This window comes from Streptomyces sp. NPDC047017 (assembly GCF_040644175.1).
Taxonomy (GTDB): domain Bacteria; phylum Actinomycetota; class Actinomycetes; order Streptomycetales; family Streptomycetaceae; genus Streptomyces.
Genome location: NZ_JBEYVW010000001.1, coordinates 73,057 through 91,987, shown reverse-complemented (window position 1 = coordinate 91,987; position 18,931 = coordinate 73,057). Strand labels below are relative to the sequence as shown.

The 18,931-nt window shown below is 69.6% G+C and carries 24 protein-coding genes and 1 pseudogene; 8 read left to right on the top strand and 17 right to left on the bottom strand.

Features of this window, described 5'->3' with window-relative positions:
• The first annotated feature begins 2 nt into the window (after positions 1-2).
• The 5 genes from ABZ858_RS00535 to ABZ858_RS00515 all read left to right on the top strand — a co-directional run bounded on the left by ABZ858_RS00535 (position 3) and on the right by ABZ858_RS00515 (position 3,122).
• Positions 3-173, top strand: coding sequence for a hypothetical protein (locus tag ABZ858_RS00535; RefSeq protein WP_361370408.1), 171 nt, complete (start codon positions 3-5; stop codon positions 171-173).
• 81 nt (positions 174-254) lie between these two features.
• Entirely contained in the window at positions 255-593 is a 339-nt protein-coding gene (locus tag ABZ858_RS00530; RefSeq protein WP_361370405.1) for a hypothetical protein, read from the top strand.
• 395 nt (positions 594-988) lie between these two features.
• Complete coding sequence (locus ABZ858_RS00525; RefSeq protein ID WP_361370402.1) at positions 989-1,450, top strand: hypothetical protein; 462 nt, start codon at positions 989-991, stop codon at positions 1,448-1,450.
• Positions 1,451-1,596: 146 nt separating this feature from the next.
• A complete protein-coding gene (locus ABZ858_RS00520; protein WP_361370399.1) occupies positions 1,597-2,409 on the top strand; it encodes an SMP-30/gluconolactonase/LRE family protein in 813 nt (270 codons plus the stop codon).
• Positions 2,409-3,122 carry an RICIN domain-containing protein gene (locus ABZ858_RS00515; RefSeq protein WP_361370396.1) on the top strand — a complete coding sequence of 238 codons (714 nt, stop codon included), beginning with the start codon at positions 2,409-2,411 and terminating at the stop codon, positions 3,120-3,122. The genes ABZ858_RS00520 and ABZ858_RS00515 overlap by 1 nt, the downstream gene beginning before the upstream one ends.
• A gap of 51 nt (positions 3,123-3,173) precedes the next feature.
• Here ABZ858_RS00515 and ABZ858_RS00510 read toward each other — a convergent pair whose 3' ends face one another.
• Together ABZ858_RS00510 and ABZ858_RS00505 are read right to left on the bottom strand one after the other, a co-directional pair.
• A complete protein-coding gene (locus ABZ858_RS00510; protein WP_361370393.1) occupies positions 3,174-3,680 on the bottom strand; it encodes a hypothetical protein in 507 nt (168 codons plus the stop codon).
• Positions 3,681-3,720: 40 nt separating this feature from the next.
• Positions 3,721-4,818: a hypothetical protein gene (locus ABZ858_RS00505; protein WP_361370390.1), complete on the bottom strand. Its 1,098-nt coding sequence runs from the start codon at positions 4,816-4,818 to the stop codon at positions 3,721-3,723.
• A 407-nt stretch (positions 4,819-5,225) separates the two neighbouring features.
• On the opposite strand from ABZ858_RS00505, the gene ABZ858_RS00500 reads away from it, so the two are divergent.
• Together ABZ858_RS00500 and ABZ858_RS00495 are read left to right on the top strand one after the other, a co-directional pair.
• A complete protein-coding gene (locus ABZ858_RS00500) occupies positions 5,226-5,948 on the top strand; it encodes a hypothetical protein (protein ID WP_361370387.1) in 723 nt (240 codons plus the stop codon).
• Positions 5,949-6,015: 67 nt separating this feature from the next.
• A complete protein-coding gene (locus ABZ858_RS00495; RefSeq protein WP_361370384.1) occupies positions 6,016-7,893 on the top strand; it encodes an FG-GAP-like repeat-containing protein in 1,878 nt (625 codons plus the stop codon).
• Between the two features lie 87 nt (positions 7,894-7,980).
• On the opposite strand, the gene ABZ858_RS00490 is transcribed toward ABZ858_RS00495, so the two are convergent.
• Complete coding sequence (locus tag ABZ858_RS00490; protein ID WP_361370381.1) at positions 7,981-8,316, bottom strand: hypothetical protein; 336 nt, start codon at positions 8,314-8,316, stop codon at positions 7,981-7,983.
• 88 nt (positions 8,317-8,404) lie between these two features.
• On the bottom strand, positions 8,405-8,719 hold the full coding sequence (locus ABZ858_RS00485) for a hypothetical protein (RefSeq protein WP_361371979.1): 315 nt from the start codon (positions 8,717-8,719) through the stop codon (positions 8,405-8,407).
• Between the two features lie 42 nt (positions 8,720-8,761).
• On the opposite strand from ABZ858_RS00485, the pseudogene ABZ858_RS00480 reads away from it, so the two are divergent.
• Positions 8,762-9,073 (top strand): annotated as a pseudogene (locus ABZ858_RS00480) (HD domain-containing protein); the annotation flags it as partial.
• Between the two features lie 677 nt (positions 9,074-9,750).
• Here the strand turns inward: ABZ858_RS00480 and ABZ858_RS00475 are convergent.
• From ABZ858_RS00475 to ABZ858_RS00415, 13 genes are all read right to left on the bottom strand, one after another.
• Positions 9,751-10,686 carry a hypothetical protein gene (locus tag ABZ858_RS00475; RefSeq protein WP_361370378.1) on the bottom strand — a complete coding sequence of 312 codons (936 nt, stop codon included), beginning with the start codon at positions 10,684-10,686 and terminating at the stop codon, positions 9,751-9,753.
• A gap of 65 nt (positions 10,687-10,751) precedes the next feature.
• Positions 10,752-10,940, bottom strand: a complete 189-nt coding sequence (locus tag ABZ858_RS00470; RefSeq protein WP_361370374.1) for a DUF4314 domain-containing protein — start codon at positions 10,938-10,940, stop codon at positions 10,752-10,754.
• Positions 10,941-11,073: 133 nt separating this feature from the next.
• Positions 11,074-12,150: an N-6 DNA methylase gene (locus ABZ858_RS00465; protein WP_361370371.1), complete on the bottom strand. Its 1,077-nt coding sequence runs from the start codon at positions 12,148-12,150 to the stop codon at positions 11,074-11,076.
• 76 nt (positions 12,151-12,226) lie between these two features.
• Positions 12,227-13,120 carry a hypothetical protein gene (locus ABZ858_RS00460; RefSeq protein WP_361370368.1) on the bottom strand — a complete coding sequence of 298 codons (894 nt, stop codon included), beginning with the start codon at positions 13,118-13,120 and terminating at the stop codon, positions 12,227-12,229.
• 30 nt (positions 13,121-13,150) lie between these two features.
• Positions 13,151-13,498 carry a hypothetical protein gene (locus ABZ858_RS00455; RefSeq protein ID WP_361370365.1) on the bottom strand — a complete coding sequence of 116 codons (348 nt, stop codon included), beginning with the start codon at positions 13,496-13,498 and terminating at the stop codon, positions 13,151-13,153.
• Positions 13,499-13,649: 151 nt separating this feature from the next.
• Complete coding sequence (locus ABZ858_RS00450) at positions 13,650-14,057, bottom strand: hypothetical protein (protein WP_361370362.1); 408 nt, start codon at positions 14,055-14,057, stop codon at positions 13,650-13,652.
• Between the two features lie 155 nt (positions 14,058-14,212).
• On the bottom strand, positions 14,213-14,899 hold the full coding sequence (locus ABZ858_RS00445) for a hypothetical protein (RefSeq protein ID WP_361370359.1): 687 nt from the start codon (positions 14,897-14,899) through the stop codon (positions 14,213-14,215).
• A complete protein-coding gene (locus ABZ858_RS00440) occupies positions 14,896-15,240 on the bottom strand; it encodes a hypothetical protein (RefSeq protein ID WP_361370356.1) in 345 nt (114 codons plus the stop codon). Before ABZ858_RS00440 ends, ABZ858_RS00445 begins: the two co-directional genes overlap by 4 nt.
• On the bottom strand, positions 15,237-15,668 hold the full coding sequence (locus ABZ858_RS00435) for a hypothetical protein (protein WP_361370353.1): 432 nt from the start codon (positions 15,666-15,668) through the stop codon (positions 15,237-15,239). Before ABZ858_RS00435 ends, ABZ858_RS00440 begins: the two co-directional genes overlap by 4 nt.
• On the bottom strand, positions 15,668-16,468 hold the full coding sequence (locus ABZ858_RS00430) for a hypothetical protein (RefSeq protein WP_361370350.1): 801 nt from the start codon (positions 16,466-16,468) through the stop codon (positions 15,668-15,670). Before ABZ858_RS00430 ends, ABZ858_RS00435 begins: the two co-directional genes overlap by 1 nt.
• A 56-nt stretch (positions 16,469-16,524) precedes the next feature.
• Positions 16,525-16,902 (bottom strand): hypothetical protein, encoded by a 378-nt coding sequence (locus tag ABZ858_RS00425; RefSeq protein ID WP_361370347.1) that lies wholly within the window; start codon positions 16,900-16,902, stop codon positions 16,525-16,527.
• Positions 16,903-16,923: 21 nt separating this feature from the next.
• Positions 16,924-17,382 carry a hypothetical protein gene (locus tag ABZ858_RS00420; RefSeq protein ID WP_361370344.1) on the bottom strand — a complete coding sequence of 153 codons (459 nt, stop codon included), beginning with the start codon at positions 17,380-17,382 and terminating at the stop codon, positions 16,924-16,926.
• Positions 17,379-18,875 carry a DNA cytosine methyltransferase gene (locus ABZ858_RS00415; protein ID WP_361370341.1) on the bottom strand — a complete coding sequence of 499 codons (1,497 nt, stop codon included), beginning with the start codon at positions 18,873-18,875 and terminating at the stop codon, positions 17,379-17,381. The genes ABZ858_RS00420 and ABZ858_RS00415 overlap by 4 nt, the downstream gene beginning before the upstream one ends.
• Positions 18,876-18,931 lie beyond the last annotated feature (56 nt).

The window sequence follows — 18,931 nt, the reverse complement described above, 5'->3', positions numbered from 1 at the left end:
CTATGAGAGAGCACACCCCGTCCCAGGCCGAGGGCGAACGGGACGACCCCGACCAGACCCGGCGCACCGCCGAAGCCCCGGAGACGCCGTACCCGACACCGTCGCAGGCCGAGGGCGACCGCGACGACCTGCCCGAGACGGCCGACCCCGCCGACGACGACCGCCGCGCCTGAGCCCGCTGAGTTTCTTCCGACCGGCTCCTCCACCGGGGGCCGGTCCGGGCTCACCCCGTGCCTTGGGGAGTCCAGGACTTCGTGGTTTCTCCGCTGATCGCGGTGATCGGGCTGATCGCAACCGGGCTGGGCGCCATCGTCGGAGCACGCGCAGTCAGGTGCGGTACCGAGAAAAGCGCGGAAGCCGTACGGCGACAGGTTCGCGCGCTCCCATGGTTCCAGCTCGGCTCCTGGGGGATCAGGGCGCCGAGCCGCTTCGCGACCTCCTCGGTCGCGTCGTTGAGCCGGCTGGTGAACCAGTCGCGCGGGAATGCCCGTTCGGTCGCCTCGGCGCCCGGATCGCTGTACCTCCACACGCCGCAGTCGCCGATGTGCTGCGGATCGCTGACTGCGGAGCTGGCGATCCGGTTGAACGGCTGACGCTCCAGACAGTCCGCGGCTCACCGAATTCGGCCGCGTTCATCTTCCTCGGGGGTAACGATTCTCCTCGTGGACGAAGGTGACGCCGTCGCCGTTCGGGGGGCGGAGATCGAGTCAGATCCGCGCGACGGCGGGTTGGACGGACGCACTGTGCACCGCTCTGGAAATCAGAAGGCGAATCGGTTCTTTGATCGCTGGAGTGGTGAATGAGACGGATCACGGCGTTTTTTGACGCCTTCGGGGGGATCACTGGAAAGCCCTCCCGACGGTCCTCTGTCCGAATGGTTTCGTTCAAGCAGTTCGCATTCCGATGTGAGGAATCGCGGCCCTGCCCGGTGGGGAGTCCTCCGCACGAGACACCCCTTCTTGTCGTCGACGCAGAGGAACCCGCCCCCATGAGCACCCCCGCCCCCACCTCCCTGGCCACCAACCGGGCAGCGGACGACACCCTCCTCGTCTGGGACGAGACCCGCTGGGAGGCCGCTGTCGGCACCTGGACCGATCTGCCCGGCGCCACCATCGACCTGCGGATCGGGCAGGGCGCCGCTTCGTACGGGGCGATCTTCGTGGCGACGTTCAGCGCCGAGGCCCTCGCCTCCCACCCCGACAAGAACGCGGTCGTCAACGCCACCGTGTTCTTCGGCGACGACCCGGCCGCGCCGGTCAGCGCCAACCACCGCTTCGTGACGGCCCGGGGCAATCCGGAGTGGTCCTCCCACACCATGATCCGCATCGCCGAGTTCCAGCCCGCCTTCCCCGCTCGGGACGTCACCGCCCGCGTGAAGGTGAGGGCCTCTTCAGGTGCGACGGCGGGCTTCCAGAACTGGGTTCTGAGGATCGACCGGTACAACCTCTGACCCGGTTCCCGAGCCCTCGATCGGCGACGCGGTGATGCGGTGAATCGGGGGCTCGGCGACTCGGAAGCCGTCCGTTCCCGCCTCGTCCGTCGGCTTTTCGGAAAGAACAGAACCTTGTACAGCGGTGCACAGGTGAAGGGACGACCATGAGCACTACCCACGCGGAGCCCGTAGACGTCGAGCGGTCCGCTCCTCCGATCCGCACGATCGCGGGGACCGGTGTCGGCGGATTCGAAGGAGACGAAGGGCCGGCCGTTTCGGCCCGGTTGAACTACCCCTACGGAATCGCGGTGGACGGCACCGGAACCCTCTACTTCTCCGACCACGGCAACCACCGGATCCGGAAGATCACGGCCGAAGGGACGATCACCACGATCGCGGGCACCGGGACCGCGGGCTACAAGGGTGACAACGTCCCCGCGACCTCGACGCAGCTGAACTGGCCGCGGGGCGTGGCGGTGGACGGCGCGGGCACCGTGTACATCGCCGACAGCAGCAACCACCGGGTCCGGAAGGTCGCGGCGGACGGGACGATCAGCACGGTCGCCGGCACGGGCAGGGCGGGCTTCGGCGGTGACGGCGGCCTCGCCGCCTCCGCCCAGTTGAACAACCCGTTCGGGCTGGCGGTGGACGGTGCCGGTGTCCTCTACGTGGCCGAGTACAACGGTCATCGGATTCGGAGGATCACGGCCGACGGGAAGATCACTACGGTCGCGGGGACCGGGGTCGCGGGAACCAAGGGAGACGGCGGGCTCGCGACTTCGGCCCAGCTGAACCGCCCCCAGGCCCTGGCCGTGGACGGCACGGGCGGCCTCTACATCGCCGACAGCGACAACCACCGGGTCCGGAAGGTCGCGGCGGACGGGACGATCAGCACGGTCGCCGGCACAGGTACCGCCGGCTTCGGCGGTGACGACGAGCAGGCGGCCTCGGCCCGGCTGACCCCCCCCTGGGAGTGATGGTGGACGGCACCGGCACCCTCTACATCGCCGACAGCAGCAACCACCGGGTCCGGAAGGTCGCGGCGGACGGGACGATCAGCACGGTCGCCGGCACGGGCACGGCGGCATTCGGCGGTGACGACGGCCCGGCGGCCTCGGCCTCGCTGAACAACCCGGTGGGCCTCGCCGTGGACCGCGCCGGCGCCCTTCACATCGCCGACCACGTCAACCACCGGGTCCGGAAGGTCGCGGCGGCGAGAGCGGCCGGGCTGCCCGAGTCGGGCACGGTGGTCTCCTGGGCCAACGTCCGCAGCAGGCTGCGGATGGGGGTCTTCCGCGAGTCCACCAAGGACGGGGCGGAGATCCACCTGTCCCTCGCCTCGCCCCGGGACCACCAGCGGTGGCGGCTGGTCGAGGTGGGCCAGGACGGCGCCGACGTCCTGTACCGGATGGAGAACGCGCGCAGCGGCAAGGTCCTGGAGGTCGCCGACGCGCGGGAGACGGCCGGGGCGGTGGTCGCGCAGCGCGCCTACGAGGGGGAGGACGCGCACCACCAGCAGTGGAGGCTGGTCCCGGTGGGATCGGTGACCGACACCCCGCGGGTGTTCGAGATCGTGAACCGGAACAGCGGCCTGTTGCTGCGGGTCGACACCAACGCCCGTACGGCGGTCAGGCAGTACGGGGCGGAGGACGATCACCGGAGCCACCAGTGGCAGCTGCTTCCCGCATAGTGCGCGAGGGGGAGGGGCGGTCCGCCCCTCCCCCTCGCTCGACCCGGGGCCTTACTGGGAACCGGACGGCTTCTCCGCGGACGCCTTGGGCGCCTTGGGGGCGTCCGGGGCCTTCGGGGCGTCCGGGGTCTTCGGGGGCTTGGTGTAGTCGCTCTTCTTGGGCCTGCTCTCCAGGTCCCCGTCCTTCTGGAGGTCGCCGTTCTCCGTCACCGTCGCACTCGCCTCCTGCATGCCGGCGGACGCGGCTTCGGTCACCGAGCCGGGGTTCCGGGCGTACTGGGCCTGTGCACCGGCGGATGCCTGGGTGCTCTGGATGAAGGAGCCGAGGAAGCCGAGGACGGCCCGTGCCTCGGGTGACGTCTCCTGCACGATCTTCGCGCGGGAGGAGGCGCCGTGGATCGCGTTGTTGAACAGGCTGGGACTCGTGTCGTCGTACGTGTCGTCGTCGCAGTCCTCGAAGTCGACGCCCTCGCCCGGCCGGGGCTTCGTGCCGGCGGTGGTCACGGAGAAGAGCCCCGCGCCCTTGCCGGCGGAGTTGAAGACGTTGTCGAACACCATGATCGTCACCTCTGGTCGTCGTGGCGGCGGTGCCGCGCGGTCAGGGCTGCTTGTGCAGCGTCTGCTGGCTGGCGTCGAGGCTCTCGCCGTCGAGCATCGTGTGGTGGACCTCCAGGGCGGACACGACCTCGGCCAGTCCCTTCATGCGGAAGCCGCCGGGTGTCAGGTCGATGTCGCCGATGTCGCGGGCGACCATCCTTTCGAGGCCGGGGTAGCTCCCGGGCTGCGGGGGAGACAGGACCGCCACCGGTACGGCGTACTGCACCGCGATCAGGCCGGAGAAGGTCACCGGGATCTCGTACGTGTACTGCTTGCGGTTGCGCCGCTGCGAGACGAGGACCTGCACACGGGAGTTGGCCGGCACTTTGCCGGAGATCTGCGACTTCGAGGCCCAGCTGGTGTTCAGGGAGCCGCCCACGGTGGCCGCGATGCCCAGGGCGAGCTGCGCGTTGAGCGACGCGTTGCCGGTGGCGCTGCCCGTGGTCGTGAACCCCACCGAGTTGGTCATCCCGGTCGAGGCGGAGTTCGTCGCGGAGCTGCTCACGGACGTCTCGGTGGTGTTGGCGTTGTCGACGCCGACGCTGTCCTTGCTGTTCTTGTCGGTCACGGTGTTCGCGTTCTTGTTCGCCGTCCCGTTCTGGCACGACGCCGCGAGCTGCGACTGGAGGTCCAGACGGAGCTGGTTCTGCAACTGAAGCTGCAGCGACGCTCCGACGCTGCCGCCGAAGGTGAGCTTCGCGTCCCCGTTGAGCGACCATGTGACCCCGTTCGACACGGTGAAGTCGACCGAGTCGGTGAAGGTCATCGGTTCCGTCTGGCTGCGGTTGACGTAGGTGCGCGAGGAGAAGGTGTCGGGCGGAGGCTGGCCGATGTCGCCCCGTACCTCGATCAAGGGCTCCCCGAGGTTCATGTAGGCGAGCCAGCCCAGCTGGAAGGCGGTGCCGGGGAAGTCGCCGAAGCTCGACTTGTTCACGGAGAACCCGACGGGCTTGTGCTTCGCGCCGTAGGCGTCGACGTAGACCAGGTTGGGGTGGTCCAGGACGGACTGCCAGGTCTGCTCGATGTTGAGTTCCCGCAGGTTCTTCTTCGTCAGCGGCTGACGCTTCGCCTGCACCAGGCTGTACGCGTTGGAAGGCATCCACCCGTCCTCGACTAATTCCGGCCGCACCGCGCTCGGTGAATTGTAAACAGAGATATGCGCACGTTCCGGTGGACGAAACTACCGCGTTCCCCCTCGCCCGGGAAGACGATTCCGAACCTCACGCTCAATCGAGTGAGCGATTTCAGGAAACTGCTTCCGAAACGCCGATGGAGTTTCCTTTCTTCGCTGCCTTCACTCGATCGATGAGTTTTCTGTTCCCCTGCTCATGGGTACCGTGAGCAGGGACGTTGCCGTGCGTGGGTTTCCGTTCCGGTCATTGACATGTTTTCGGGCACTCTCTCGCAGAAGTCTGGTCAGGATTCCCGGTGACGTCGTACGGCAGGCTGCCGCATCGAGTGTCCGAGGCATTGTTCTCCGCAATCAGAACGAGTGAGGTTTCCGCGATGTACACCCAAGAGCGCACGGCGATGTCCAATTTGGTGGTCGGCGGCCCGGTGGCGGTGAACAGCTACGACAACGCGATCGTGGCGGCGCTGGTGGAGAACCGGCCGGTCATGCTCGTCCACGCCTTCAACGGCGGCTACCTGCGGCCCGCCGAGCTGAGGGAGGAGAGCCACGACAAGGGCGTCCAGCTGGCCACGGCCCTCGACCCCGCCACCAAGGAGGCGAAGGGCCACCTCTGGTACGTCACCCCCGCCGGCTTCTTCGGCCAGCGGCCGCTGTACGTCATCGAGAGCGCCGCGGGCCAGGTGACGCCCGAGCCGCCGGCCGGTGCGGACGGAGCCGACGCCGGGCGCGGCGACGACGGCACGCCCAAGCCTCGGCGCAGGCGCGTCACCGTCCACCAGGACGCTCCCCAGAGCACGGCCGACACCGTCCAGGTCGGTCTGCCCGACAAGGTCGGCGACAAGTGGCGGGGGAAGAACGGAGCGCCCGAGGACACCCAGCTCTGGATCGTCACGGTGACCCCGTGGGGCGGCATCACCTTCGTGCCCATCACCCACCCCGACACCATCCTCGGGTTCAAGGACCACGCGGTGACGGCCAACAGCGAGGCGCGCCTCACCTACAACTGGGGCGGGGACTTCACCGGGACGGTCATCAACACGTTCTACCCGCGGCTGCCCAACGAGTGGGACGTCCCGTACCACCACCTCTTCACGTGATCCGCGGCCACCGCCGTGTCCTGCCCGTACCGAACCGACGCCCGCACCGCTTGGAAGAGGCACCACGATGCCCGTGCCCACGGAAGAACTGAAACTGGAGATCGTCAACGCCGCCACGGGGGACACCCTCGGTGCCGAGGCCGCGCCGGGCGCGGACGGGGCACTCGTGGTCCGCGGCTTCCCCGACGGCGGTCCGAGTCCGGAACAGTGGCAACTCGTCCCCGTACAGGTCGCGCAGGACGATCAGGGGTATGTGATCCGCAACGTGGTCAGCGGCAAGGTGCTCGACGGTCCCGCCGCCACGGATCCCGCCTCGGCCTCCGCCCCGCATCCGGCCGCGGATCCCGTCGCGGACCGCGGTGTCCGCCAGGGGGACGCCGCCGCCGACAGGAAGGGCCAGCAGTGGCACGTCGTCCCCGTCGAGGGCGAACCGGGCCTCTATTTCATCGAGGGCGCGGCCGACGGCACCGTCCTCGACCTCGCCGACCCCGGTGAGAAGGACACCCGGGTCGTCCTGCGCGCGTACGACGACGGCGCGGAGAGCCAGCGGTGGCGGTTCGTCCCTGCGGAACCCGAGCGCGTCAGCGACCTCGTACTGCGCTGGGGCTCGCTGAGCCACTGGAACGGCCGCGGGTCCTGGCGGCTGGTCCGCTCGGCCGCGCTGCGTCCGGTGCCGGACGCGACTCCCTCGTTCAGCGACATGCTGCTGGTCCTTGAGGAATTCGGGAGCGACCAGGCCGCCGGGGGGTGGAAGAGCGAGGGGGCCGACCGCTCTCCCTGCGGGCAGCCGGGCTGGTGGGCCGGGCTCGGCGCGAGGTTCCTCGCCGACACCACGGGAGAGGGAGGCCAGGACGTCGTCGGCCTCAAGCCAGGCAAGGGAGCCGTGACGGCTTCCTGCAGGGGTGACGGCACGTTCGGCGACGAGCGCGTCCTGCACCGGTCCGCACCCTCTTCGAGCCCCGGAGACCTGTGGACCCTCGCGGACACGACCGGCGACGGCAGGCCCGACGTCGTCGTGCTCGCCATCGACGGGGTCCGGGTGTCCTCGCGGGACGAGGACGGGACGTTCACGCCCGCGGGCGGCGAGCCGGCCCTGCGGGCGTTCGGCCACGGCGAGCAGGCCGGCGGGTGGCTCGTGGACAAGCATCCCCGCTTCCTGGCCGACACCACCGGCGGTGGCAGGCTCGATGTCGTCGGCTGCCACGACGACGGAGTCTGGATCTCCCTCCAGGACGAGGAGGGAAAGTTCGCGCCGCTCGCCGACGAACCCGTCCTCCGGGCGTTCGGCCACGGTGAGAAGGCGGGCGGCTGGCTGGTCGGCAAGCATCCCCGTTTCCTGGCCGACACCACCGGCGGTGGCAGGCTCGATGTCGTCGGCTGCCACGACGACGGAGTCTGGATCTCCCTCCAGGACGAGGAGGGGACTTTCGCCGAGCCCCTGTACGTCCTCGACGACTTCGGGGCCGACCAGGGGTGGAGTTCGGCAGGGGAGCACCCCCGCTTCCTGGCCGCGACCACGAACGACGGAGCGGTGGACGTCGTCGGGTTCGGCCCGCGAGGCGTCGTCGTCTCCCGCGGGCGCGGCGACGGCACCTTCGAGCCCTCGAAGCTCGTCCTGAACGACTTCGGTACCGACCAGGGGTGGACCGGCGAGAAGCACCTCCGCCTCCTCGCCGACGTCACCGGCGACGGCAACCCCGACGTCGTCGGCTTCGGCGACGAGGGCGTCTGGGTGTCGCACAACCTCGGCGACGGCCGGTTCGAGCAGGCCCAGCTCGTCTGCCGCGGCTTCGGGTACGACGACGCCGCCGGCGCCTGGCGGGTCGACCACCACCCCCGCTTCCTCGCCGACGTCACCGGTGACGGACGCGTCGACATCATCGGCTTCGGCGGCCCGGGGGTGTACGTGGCCCGGAACCTGTACCGCCGGTTCAGGACCCGGTGACGCCCGGCGGACCGATGTCCCTGGCCGAGCCCGGTCCTTTCATATTTCGGTCGATCGCCGCGTGACCCGTCGGAGGAGGCGCGGTCATCAGCCGGTCACCTCGGCCAGGAAGTCGGCATTCGCCTGGACGTCGTGGCCGAGCACCACCGAGTGGTGCGGCAACTCGGCCAGTCGGCGAGCCACCTCGTGCCGGGCGTCCCGCGAACCGCCTCCGTCGACCCCGAGGAGACCGAACACGTCCGGGTGGCGGTCCTCGGTCGCCCCGCTCATGAAGTCCCCGTCACCCAGCTCTCGGGCGGCCTCTTCTTCGGCGGGGGCCGCGCCCTCCTCGATCCCGGGGAAGACGAGCGTCGCGCCCTCGCCCTCGGTCGCCGGCGGGACCCCGAACCAGCCCGGGAACTGGTCGGGGAGACGGTCGCACACACCGGCGGACACCAGCGCCCCGCCGACTGCCCGACTGCCCGACTGACCGCCCCGGCACCGACAACGCCGACGGCCGGCCCCCGCGCCGTCACGCGACGGCCTCGACGATCCGGGCAGGGGCCCGCTCCCCCGGGCCCCGACGAAGGAGCGGGTCGAGGAGATCGGCGCTCACCGCGTCGACGAGGCGACAGACGGGGGCCACCCGGTCGACGAGAGCCAGGCCGATACCGGCCAGGGGCAGTGCCGGCGGGGCGGACAGGTACGTCGTGACGATGTTGTGGGTGTCCATCAGCCACAGCACCAGCGCGCGCCGCGCCCACCCCCGCCGTTCCTTCACCGACAGGTGCCCGGCCCGCTGCCGGGCGACCAGCGCGAGGCCCTCGACGACCAGGCGTGCCGTCACCTCATCCGGCCGGCGCGCGGCCAGGAGCAGGACGGTGCGGAGGCCGACCCGAGGGACATCGCCGCGGATCAGGTCGCCGGCATGCCCAAGGCCGTCGCCGAGGCAGTGACGGAGATCGTCGGCGCGTACGAGGCCCGCGGCACCCTGGAGGCCGTCTGCGCTCGCGACGCCGACAAGCTGGAGTGCATGATCCAGGGCATCGAGTACCGGTCGCAGGGCTACGAGAACGCACAGCGGTGGATCGACGACAGCCGGGGCCGAATCACCACCGAGAGCGGCCAGGCCCTCGCCGACGCCGTTTGGGAAACCGGCTCGCTCGACTTGCTCCGCGCCGCCCTCGGCGAAAAGGGCTGACGCCGCGGCGGCCGGGCCCTGCCTGACGTCCGGCGCCCACCTGGGTCCACGATCGGGGTCTCGGGGCCCGGGGACGTCCACCGAGTGGCCGGTGGAACGTCTCCAGGCCCGTCGAGACGGCGTCTGGCGCTTCGAGCGAGCCAGCGGTCCTGGACCACTTGGGGGACCCCTCGGCGTGGCAAGCTCTCCGCACTGCGCCGCAGGTGAGAACGTTCCTGCGGCGAAGCGCTCGCGGTGGGGCGGGTGGGACTCGAACCCACGGCCGACGGATTATGAGTCCTCCGAGGATCTTGGCGGCCCTTGCCGATCAATGGCCAAACTCGACGTTTTGCCTGCTCAACAGGCATGCACCTTGTTGCAACTCCTTGATCATTGTCGGTCCGTTCCTGTCCTTGTGTCCCAACCGCGTCCCATCACGGACCCGATTGGACGGCTCCAGCGGGATCGCTGGAGGATGGAGCAGGCCACAAAGGGGGCTCGAACCCGCGCGCAGCGGATTCCCCTTCCTGCGCGCAAAGGCTCCGCCCCTGGTGCCGGGGCGGAGCCTCTGGGGCCGCTTCTCGCAAGGCCGTACGTCGCCTACAGGGTATCTGACCTGGCCTCTTCACTCCAGGGCGATCGGCCAGGAACCTCAGCCCTAGGTTGCGAGCGCGCCCTTGCCCATCAGGTGGAGTGGATCAGGCAGTGCTGTTTCCCGAACGGCGCTTGGACGCGCGCTTCCGAGGAGGCCGGGGCGTGCTGGCTCCGCCGCGACGGCTGGTCCTCTTGGTGGAGGCAGCCTCCGGGGTGGCCTCTTGCTCCGCCGGTTCGACTGCGGGTTCCGCGACCGGGCCCGACTCAGTCTCCTCGGGCTGCGGCTCAGACACAACGGCTTCCGCCTGGTCGCCGCGAGCCGCGTCCGGCTCGGGCGCGACCGCTTGCTCGCTTACGGGGTCGGGCTCCGCCTCCGCCTGCATCGTCATCTCGGGCTCCGGCTCCTCGTGCTGTTCAGCCGGCTTCTCTGCCTCCGCTTCGGACTCGCATGCGCCCAGGTCTGTCGCCATCTCGGACGCCGTCTCGGAGCCAGGTTCCGTGCTGGGCGGCTCGACCTCTTCGTTACGGCCCGGAGCGGCGCCCGACGCCGCCTCGGTCTCCTCGTGATCGGACTGGGTCGGTGCGCTGCCCTCGGCGGCGACGGCGGCGAGCGCGTTGTCGAAGAGGGCCTTCCAGGGCTGGTGGCCGACGTAGCACGGCTTGTACTGGAAGGCGGGCAGGAGGTGGTCTTCGAGGGTGCGGAGGATGATGGCGGAGGGTTCTTCGTCTTCGTCGGTGACGAGTGTGGTCGCCTTGTTGTACCGGTGCCCCTCGGGGAGGCGGACCGACAGTTGTGCTTCGCGGGCGAGTCGCTCGGCGGCGGTCGCGTCTGCGGCGCAGTCGGGGGCGGCGTTGCCGGTGATCCAGAGTTGGACGGCGGCTCCTCCGAAGACTGGGCGGAAGCTGATGGCCCGGCCGTCGCTGTGGATGAGGTGGGCAGCGCCATCGCTGGGAGCTTCGAGGTCGAGGTTCCACTCGTGCCCGAGGGACTGGACGAGCGTCGTCGCCGTCTCCTGAACGGCGGCGTCGGTGATGAGCATTTGGTTCTCCAAGAGGTCTGTTGGTGACGCCCGGCCCGCCCCGTGGAGGGGCGGGCCGGGCGGGTTCAGGCGGAGCGCACCTCGTCGCCGTCGTCCAGGAGCATCGAGAGGGTGGAGCCGCTGTCCCAGGCCACGCGAAGGGTGGAGAGGCCGGCGTCGTACCTGCGGACGGTTCCTTCGTCTCCGGGCTGGAGTTCGGTATGTGGGTCGGTGGTGTGGACGAGAGCGACGCGGTCGCCCTTCTTGTAGGTCATCTGTTTCTCCTTCGGATGGGGCGCTGCGAGGTGGCGGGTGAGTGCTGGTCCCACCCTCCTTCTAGTTCTATTCTATATGCATTACGGCCAAGGTCAAGATCACCTGCACCGATATTCCGGGGCAGGCTCCTGGTCAGGCCGCCTTGCCGAACACCAGAGCCTCGACCTTCTGGAGCGCCGCGATGATGGCCGCTTCCTGGTGCAGCTTGTCCCGGCGCTCCAGCGACCCGCGAGCTTCCCGCACCGCCCTCTGGATGAGATCGCCCTCTGCGAGGGTGTCACCGCACGCGATCAGCACATGGGGGCCTAGATCCCAAAGAATCGCGTTGACGGCGGCGCCGGCCGCCGCGAGTTCATCGATATCGTTGAGCGACCACCCGAAGTCGTGCGGGTCGAGGCCCCTCTCTCGTAGCACCTGGGCAGTGGCTCGGTACATGGTGCCCGTGCCGCCGGCAGGGTCGTGCCACTTCATGCCGGGTTCGAGCGGCCCGTCGAGCACAATGCGGGCCAGCATCTCGGCGACGCTCGACGGCGTATAGACCTCTGCGAGCGAGTCACGGGCGCCTGCCGAGCGCATCTGAGTGAACAGCGGGCCGATCACGTCGGTGGTGGAGTTGAAGTAGGGATCGCCGTTACTGGTCAGGTGGAGCAGCCCCCTGGTCAGCGCGGCCGTGACGACAGCCCTGACCGCCGCGGCGCGATTCGGATGGGGGTCCTCGTCGTCCAGCCACTTGTGCAGCGGCGTGGCCCGGTCGATGAGATCCGGACGCAAGATCCACCAGCGCGCCCAGCACTCGCGAAAGGCAGTGAGGAGGTCCGCGTCGTTCAGGCCGAGCCACCAGTCGGCGGCGAGGTAGGCGTCTGGTCCACGGAGGGGCCAGAGAGCGAGCGCGGCGACCACACCGACGGGAACGGCGATGTCAGCTCCGGCGTGGGCCTGATTCCAGGCATAGGAGACGGCCTCCGCGATCTTGAAGGCGGTCGCGTCCGGGTCGGCCTGGCGGGGTCGGTAATGGCCGACCGTGGGCTTGATCACCTTGAGCTTGGGGTCGGGCCCTTGAGCAGCGGGGGCGCGGCGCGGGGCGAGCGTGACAGGGGTGGGCGGCGGTGGCAGATCTATGACGTTCCGGCGCTGCGGAGGCTCGGGGGCTGGTGGTGTCGGCGGCTCGTCGGGGACGGCGAGTTCACCGAACAGGTCGAGCTGGTCCATAGGGCGTCTCCTGGGATGCAGGGGGAAGATGCGGTCTGGGGCGGCCCGATGCGACCCGGGTCGCCCCAGACGGAGGTCAGCTGCGCTTGGGGAGGATGCGGTCCAGCTCGGTGGCGGCCTCGTCAGGGCGGGCACCCATCTCCACGGCCGCAAGCCAGAGCAGGTCGCCCAGGTCCTCGACGGTGACCATGGCGAGCACATCGGTGAGGGTCAGGTCCCGCAGGTCGGGGCCGCGGAACGGGTAGCCCCGGGCAAGCCTCAGCACGAGGTGCGGTATGAGGGCGTCGGTGTATTCGTCGGAGAGGCCGACGTTACGGCCGGCCTGGTGGATGATCTGCGGGTCACCGAGCGGGGCGGTGGCCGGAACGGCCTGGTGGGCTCCCGTGGCGTTGGTCATCTCCCTTTCGAGATACGCCTCCCAGCTCAGGCGGGCGTCGGCTTCCCGGCCGTCGTCCCGGAGGGCGCCGGCCGAGTGCATGGCCGCGAATCGGGGCGTCCGTAGGGCGATGGTGAGGTAGTCGGCGGGGGTGAGCCCGGCGTTGGCCACCCGCGGGTCGTGAGACTCGATGTGGACGCGGTGGAGGGTGGTGTCCAGCGCGGAGCGGGCGGCGTCCATTGTGACGTCGAGCCTGTTGACCAGGTTCACGCACATCATGTCGGTCTCGTGCATGATCTCCTCCTGACTCAGGGAGATGCGGGGGTGAGCGGCGTTGTGGGCGGTGGCGGCGGCCAACCGTTTGGGGTCGGTGACGAGTTCCATCCGCCAGGCGCTCATGGCGGCGTCGCTGGCGGCCTCCTCGTCGGTGGCGGTCACGACGCAGGCGCGCTGCTGCGCCGCGAAGAGCTCGGCACACCGCCTCACAGCGGCTGCCGGGTCGGCGGGGGCGGGTTCGACGGTGACGATCTCCATGGAGGCGGGATTGGGCTCGCGGATGATGACCCACCAGGTGGGCGTCTTGGGGTTGGGCATCGGTTCTCCTGCGGTCGGTCGGCGGGGTGGTCAGTTGTCGAGGTGCGGCGGGCTGTAATGGGCGCAGAGTTCGGTGATCTCGCGGGCGATCTGGTCCATGAGGGTGCGGATGCGCCGGGTGTCGCCGCCCAGGTACAAGGCGAGGTCGAGGACGGCGGGGGCGGCGGTGTAGTCGAGAAGCTGCCGGTACTGCTGCTGACTGAGCGCCTTGAGGCTGTCGGGGCGTAGCGCCCATGCGGCGATCGCGGCGCTGTCGATGAGTTGGGCGGCGGCGCGGAGTGTCGCGTCGTCGGGGCTGCGCGTGAGAAGGACGAGTGCGGCGGCTCCGATGTGGTGAGGCGGCGTGTTGATGACGGGGATGTGCGGTCTGGCGGGCACGGTGAGTCTCCGATTCAGAGCCCAATGATTCTTTTCTATGTGCATTTGGGGCAGGGGTGTGCGCGTGAGGGCGGCACGGTAGGGGGCGACCGGGCGCACCGCGATCGGCGTGAGGGCCGTCGGCTGCGCGGGCAGAGCTCTCGGTCGACGATCACTGGCGGAGTCCGACCGTTCGCGGAGCCTGTCCCCTGGGGTTCGTCGGCAGCGGGATCGCGACGTCACGGGCGTCCGACAGCGGGTGGACGTAGAAGTAGCCGGGCGGATGCGCGCGGAGGTCAGCCAGCCTGGCGATGAGGGAGACGTCGGCGGCGAGTTTGCCCCAGTCGGCACTGGGCTCCCTGGCGAGGTCGAACCGGAACAGGAGACGCCCATCGTCACCGTGAAGACGCCACAAGAGGTACTCCCCGGGAGCCTCGGCACGAGTGGCGACGAGCGTCTTGATGCGCGGTTCGATCTTCACCGCGGTCACGCGGAGGCGGCGCAGGACCGCGCGCGCCAGATCGCGCGTCGCCTGGCAGACCTGTCGGTCCGCGGGCGGGCAGGGGTCGACCGATGCCACGCTCTACTCCTTTCAGTGGGCCGCCCGGCGGCCGGGTTAGTTCTCACCGGCCGCCGGGCGGAGCTTCGGGCGGGTTCTCCCGCCTTCTAGTTCTATTCTATATGCATTAGGGAGGGTTGCAAGTTTTCGGGCGGGTTTTCCCTCCGGGAGGGAAACTATTTCTGCAGCTCAGCGACCGTCTCCGCTGCGGCGAGTTCCCGAATATGGAGGACGAGGCGGGACCCGGTGACCACCTCTCCGAGCCGCATGTCCGGACCCACGACCCGCGTGTGATCGTCGTCATCCAGCACGCCCTGGTCCACGACCCCATCGAGGCATGCCTTGAAGGACGGGTACCAGTTGGCCGGGTCCCTCCTCTGCCGGTCCTCCGGGTGCAGTACACCGATGATGTGCGCCCGCTCCAGGTGCGGGACCTTCCGGGAAGCAGCCCAGGCCGCCCGCCGCAGGACCCTGGTCAGTTCGGCTCGCTTGTGGTGGTGGAGCCGCTGATTGGAGTTCAGGAGCAGCAGCCGCGGAGGCAGCGCAACCCGGAACCGGCGCCCGGGAAGCCCCTCGAACCAGTCAGCGGGCTCCGGAGCGGGAGCGCGCAGCTGAGGCGTGATCGGTGCAGCCGTGTCCATCAGGCCGTCCACCGGCGCGTACCCGCTTCTGCGCTTCTTGCCCGCCTGGGTCGCGGCCGAGTCGTGCAGGTTGGACGCGAGGACGCCACGACGGCGCTTTCCGCTGACCGCGTCCTCGACGATCGCGTGCAGGTCACCTGCCTCGTACTTCACGACGCGGATGCGGGCGGGGTCGAGCGGGTGACAGGCCGCGAAGACGCGTCCCTTCCAGATGTGGTTCACGAGCATTCCTGGTGGTCGGGCCGAACGGGGATGACCGCGAGGACGCCGGCGCGGACCAGCCGCAGCGCCAGGGAGGCCGTCCGGCCTCGCGGGTGGGTGGCGTACCCGGCGCAGATGGCGGGCGCGCTGGTGCCGAGGGTGCTGTGACAGACGATGTGTCCTTCGGCGGCCACGGCCTTCTTGACCATGGCGGCGACCCGTCCGGGAGCGAGGTGCATGAGGTTGCCGGGCCGGAAGATGCACGTCGTGCACCGGTCCTCGCAGATCCGGACGCTCCACGTAGCAGGGTCGGCCACGTCGTCCCGCAGACCGTCGGCGGAGTAGGTGATGGCGTTGGTCACCGACCAGCCCCCGAGGTCGCCAGGAGCACTGCTTCGCCCGTCGTCGCCAGGAGGGTATGCAGGCACTCCGACCGCTGTTCCGTACCGCGGCTGTCGACAGCCAGATACAGGGCAAGAGCCGTGTCCTTGTCGCCGTTGAGAGTGGCCGCGATGAAGCGGGCTGCGAACAGGGCGGGGGGCGGGACGGCGTCCTCGGGGCTGGCGCAGCCCACGGCCCCGATCGCCCAGAAGCAGGTGTCGCAGTGGTTGCCGTAGATCTTCTGCATCGCCGCCTTGGCGATGACGGCGATGCCGCAGGCGATCCCGAACAGCATGTTCGGCGGCTGAGTGTTCATCAGCGTGTTGAGGAGTCGTGCGGACTCCTCGCGGCGCCCTTCCACCCAGTGATCGACGGCCTCCCAGATCTGGCCGGCTATGTCCTCGTGCATCAGCGCGCCTCTTCGTTCGTCGTTCCGTCGCGGTCGGTGGGGGCGGTGTCGTACTCGCCGGGCAGCATGGGCGCGGCCTGGTGTGCGCGCCGCAGCTCGGCCAGGGGCAGAGGGTGGCTGACGCCCTTGCGTCGTTGTCGGAGGATGGTGACGGGCCCGAGCAACCGGCGCAGCGCCTCTTCCTGAGCTTCGGCGTGGGCGTACCGATCGGGCATGACGTCCAGGAGGTGCTTCCACTGGCGCATCCCCGCCCGTACGCAGGTCGCTCCGCAGTTGTTGTGCGAGAACCCCATCGCGTAGAGGCGCGGCGGCTCGACTCCGAGCGCCCGTGCCTCTTGGAGAAGATCCGCCTTGGTCAGCTGCGGCTCCCGCTTCGAGCAGAGCGGGAATCTGGTGCGCCAGGGCTTCCAGGCGCGCGCGATGGCCGGTATGCGGGCCCGGTCCCTGAGCGTGGACTCGATGCCGATGTACACCATCGTGTCGGCCGGGTCCTTGTGCGTCTCCATCCATCTGCGACACGGGATCTGTTTCAACGTCTTCGTGCACGGTGCCAGGCGGTCGTTGCCGAGGAACCTCTTGTCCCGGAAGACCTGCCAGGGCGTACGTCCGTCGGCCACCCTGGTCAGCGGCACGCCCAGCAGCTGGCTGGTGTCGTCAGCGAATCTCCAAAGGTCCGGGTCCTCTATGCCGGTGTCGGCTATGAGCAGGGTCAAGGCGGTGGTTCCGTGCTTCTTCGCGACGCGGACGGCGGCTGCGAAGCTGCCGATGCCGCCGCTGAACTGCACGACGTGAGCGGTCACTGTCGCTCCAAGGTCGGGGCCGCCCCAGGACTCCCCGGGGCGGCGGAGCTGGCGGGTCAGGGGTGGGGAGTCGTAGTCGCCAAGGGCTGGCGGTCGGCCGCTCGGGGCTCCGCCGGCGAGACGTAGGCGACGGCTTCGACGGGGATGTCCGCGTACCTGCCGAAGGTGCGGCGGATCACGTTGCCGCGGGCGGTCGGCGCCGGGTCGCTGTGCGAATCCGGGTCACTGCTGCCGATCAGGTTCGCCCACCGCTCGTAGACGCCCTGTCGGGGATGGTGCAGGTGCAGCCGGACGCCCATGCCGTGCTCCTGGCCGTCGCTGTAGACGGGGGCGAACTCGATGCTGGGCGCGGGCAGGTCGGGGTTGAGCTGTGCGATCAGCGCCACCGCCGCGACGGGGCCGAGCAGGTCACGCATCGGTCGATCGAGAGGCATGTGCCTCGCTCCTTCGGTGGGTCAGGGGGTGCAGGGGAGTTCGAGCTGCTGGGCCTCGTCCTCATCGGCCCCCTCCTGCGGGCAGTCCGCCGCGCTGTTGAAGGGCTCGCACCTGGCGCACTGCTGCTCGACGGCGCGGCGGTGAGCCCGCGCCCCGGTCGCGCTGCCGCACGCCTTGCGGATGACCGGCGGCGGCAGCTCGCTGACCTCGGCGTCCGGGATGGCACGGAGGATGGCGCCGTTGAGCCAGATCCGACCGCCGCACACACCGTCGAAGCGTGTCTTCGCAGGGCGGACCTGCCGGATGCAGGCGGCTCGGTAGGGGCAACCGCCGCACACGTACAGGACCGGTTCGCAGATGGCGACCAGTTCCTCGCTGTTCTTCCAGCGGTGGTCGGCCACGGCGAAGTCGGGATCGCCCCAGCAGGGGGCGTGCTCGGTAACGGGGGTGCCCAGTGGGGCGCTACGGGTTCCGGTCACAGGACGGGCTCCAATCGCTGGCCTATCCACCGGGCGACGTTCACCGAGACCGCGTTGCCTGCCTGCATCGTCTGTTCGGCCTGATTGCCGTAGACCTTGTACTTCTTCGGGAACCGCTGCCCTTCGAGCTGTTCACGGGCCTTAAGCATGCGGAAGTAGCAGTCGTTGATGTCCGGCGCGCTGCGCACCAGAGCGGCCGAGTCACGGGTGGAGAGGGTATGGACGGGTTCGGCGGCCGTCTTCACCGCGGCCTTGCGGTAGGGGACGACCAGGGTGTTGCTAGCGCGCTCGGGCACGCGGCCGCCGTGCGTGACGAGACCGTGGTGGTTGCCCTGCGCGGTCACACCGCTCATCGGTTCCGCCGCGCCCCTGGCGGAGGCGTGGTTGCGGAACTCCACGATGAACGGGTCCACCGTCAGGAGGGCTTCGCTCTCGCGGGTGGTCCGGGTACGCAGCGGCACGTCGACGGGAACGGCATCGGTGTTCCACGAGCCGCCGGTCGGTACGAGCAGCGCGTCACCCTGCTTCGCGGTCCGCGTCGGCAGGGGCCGGTCTTCGACGGCGTAGGCCCGGTCCCCGCCGTCCTTGCCGTGGGTGAGGGTGATCGAGCTGGGGCGGTAGGGGAACTTGATGAGACCGGCGCGGATGCGGTCCATCGTGGTCTCCGCCAGGGGCTTCTTGCGGTCCCCGATCCGAGTACCGAGGTCATCCCAGTTGATGATGTCGCTGGCCGGTCGGACGTACGGTTCGACCATGGCGTGACGGCAGCGGCTGTTGGGGCAGCGGTAGATGTAGTCCCGCCGGTACTTGCCAATGCGCACGCCCTCGACGTGCCACGACTGAACCGCGTGCACGTCCTCGCCGCACTCGACGCAGGGGGCCAGGGGGCGGGGTTCCAGGTCCGGCTTCCGCATGGTGCTGAGGGTGAAGACCACGTACATCCGGTCGCGCCACTGCGGGGCGCGCAGGTTCGTGTCGTCACCGATGTGCGCGCTGCTGACGCACACGATCTGGTACTGGTAGCCGAGCAGTTCCATGGCTTCGAGCCACTTCGGGAACAGAATCCAGTCCAGGCCGAATTCGACCACGTTCTCCACGACGATGGCCTTGAACCGCTTCGCCTCGGCGGCCCGGACCACGCACCAGCCGGTGACCCGGGTCCGCTCGAAGGCGTCCTTCGTCAGCACCTCCCACTCCTCTCCCCCGTCGAGGAGGTCGAGAAGGTCCATCTGGTGGGTCTCGCGGCGGCGCCCGCCGGCGGGGCTGATCTCGGTGCAGATGACCGAGGCCCACAGGACGTCAGCGTTGGGCAGGTAGCGCATCGGCAAGCCGGAGATGTCGATGCACGCGTGGTCGGCGTTGGGGTGATTGGCGGCGTGGGTGTCGATGGCGAGTTGCCAGTGATTGATGCCGAGGATCAGTTCGTACCCGGCTTCCACGAGCCCGGTACTGCTGCCCCCCGCACCGCACAGAAGGTCGATGACTTTTGCCATGGCGGCGGATCGTTTCTCCAAGAGGTCGGGCCACCCGGCCCCGCGGGTGACGGGGC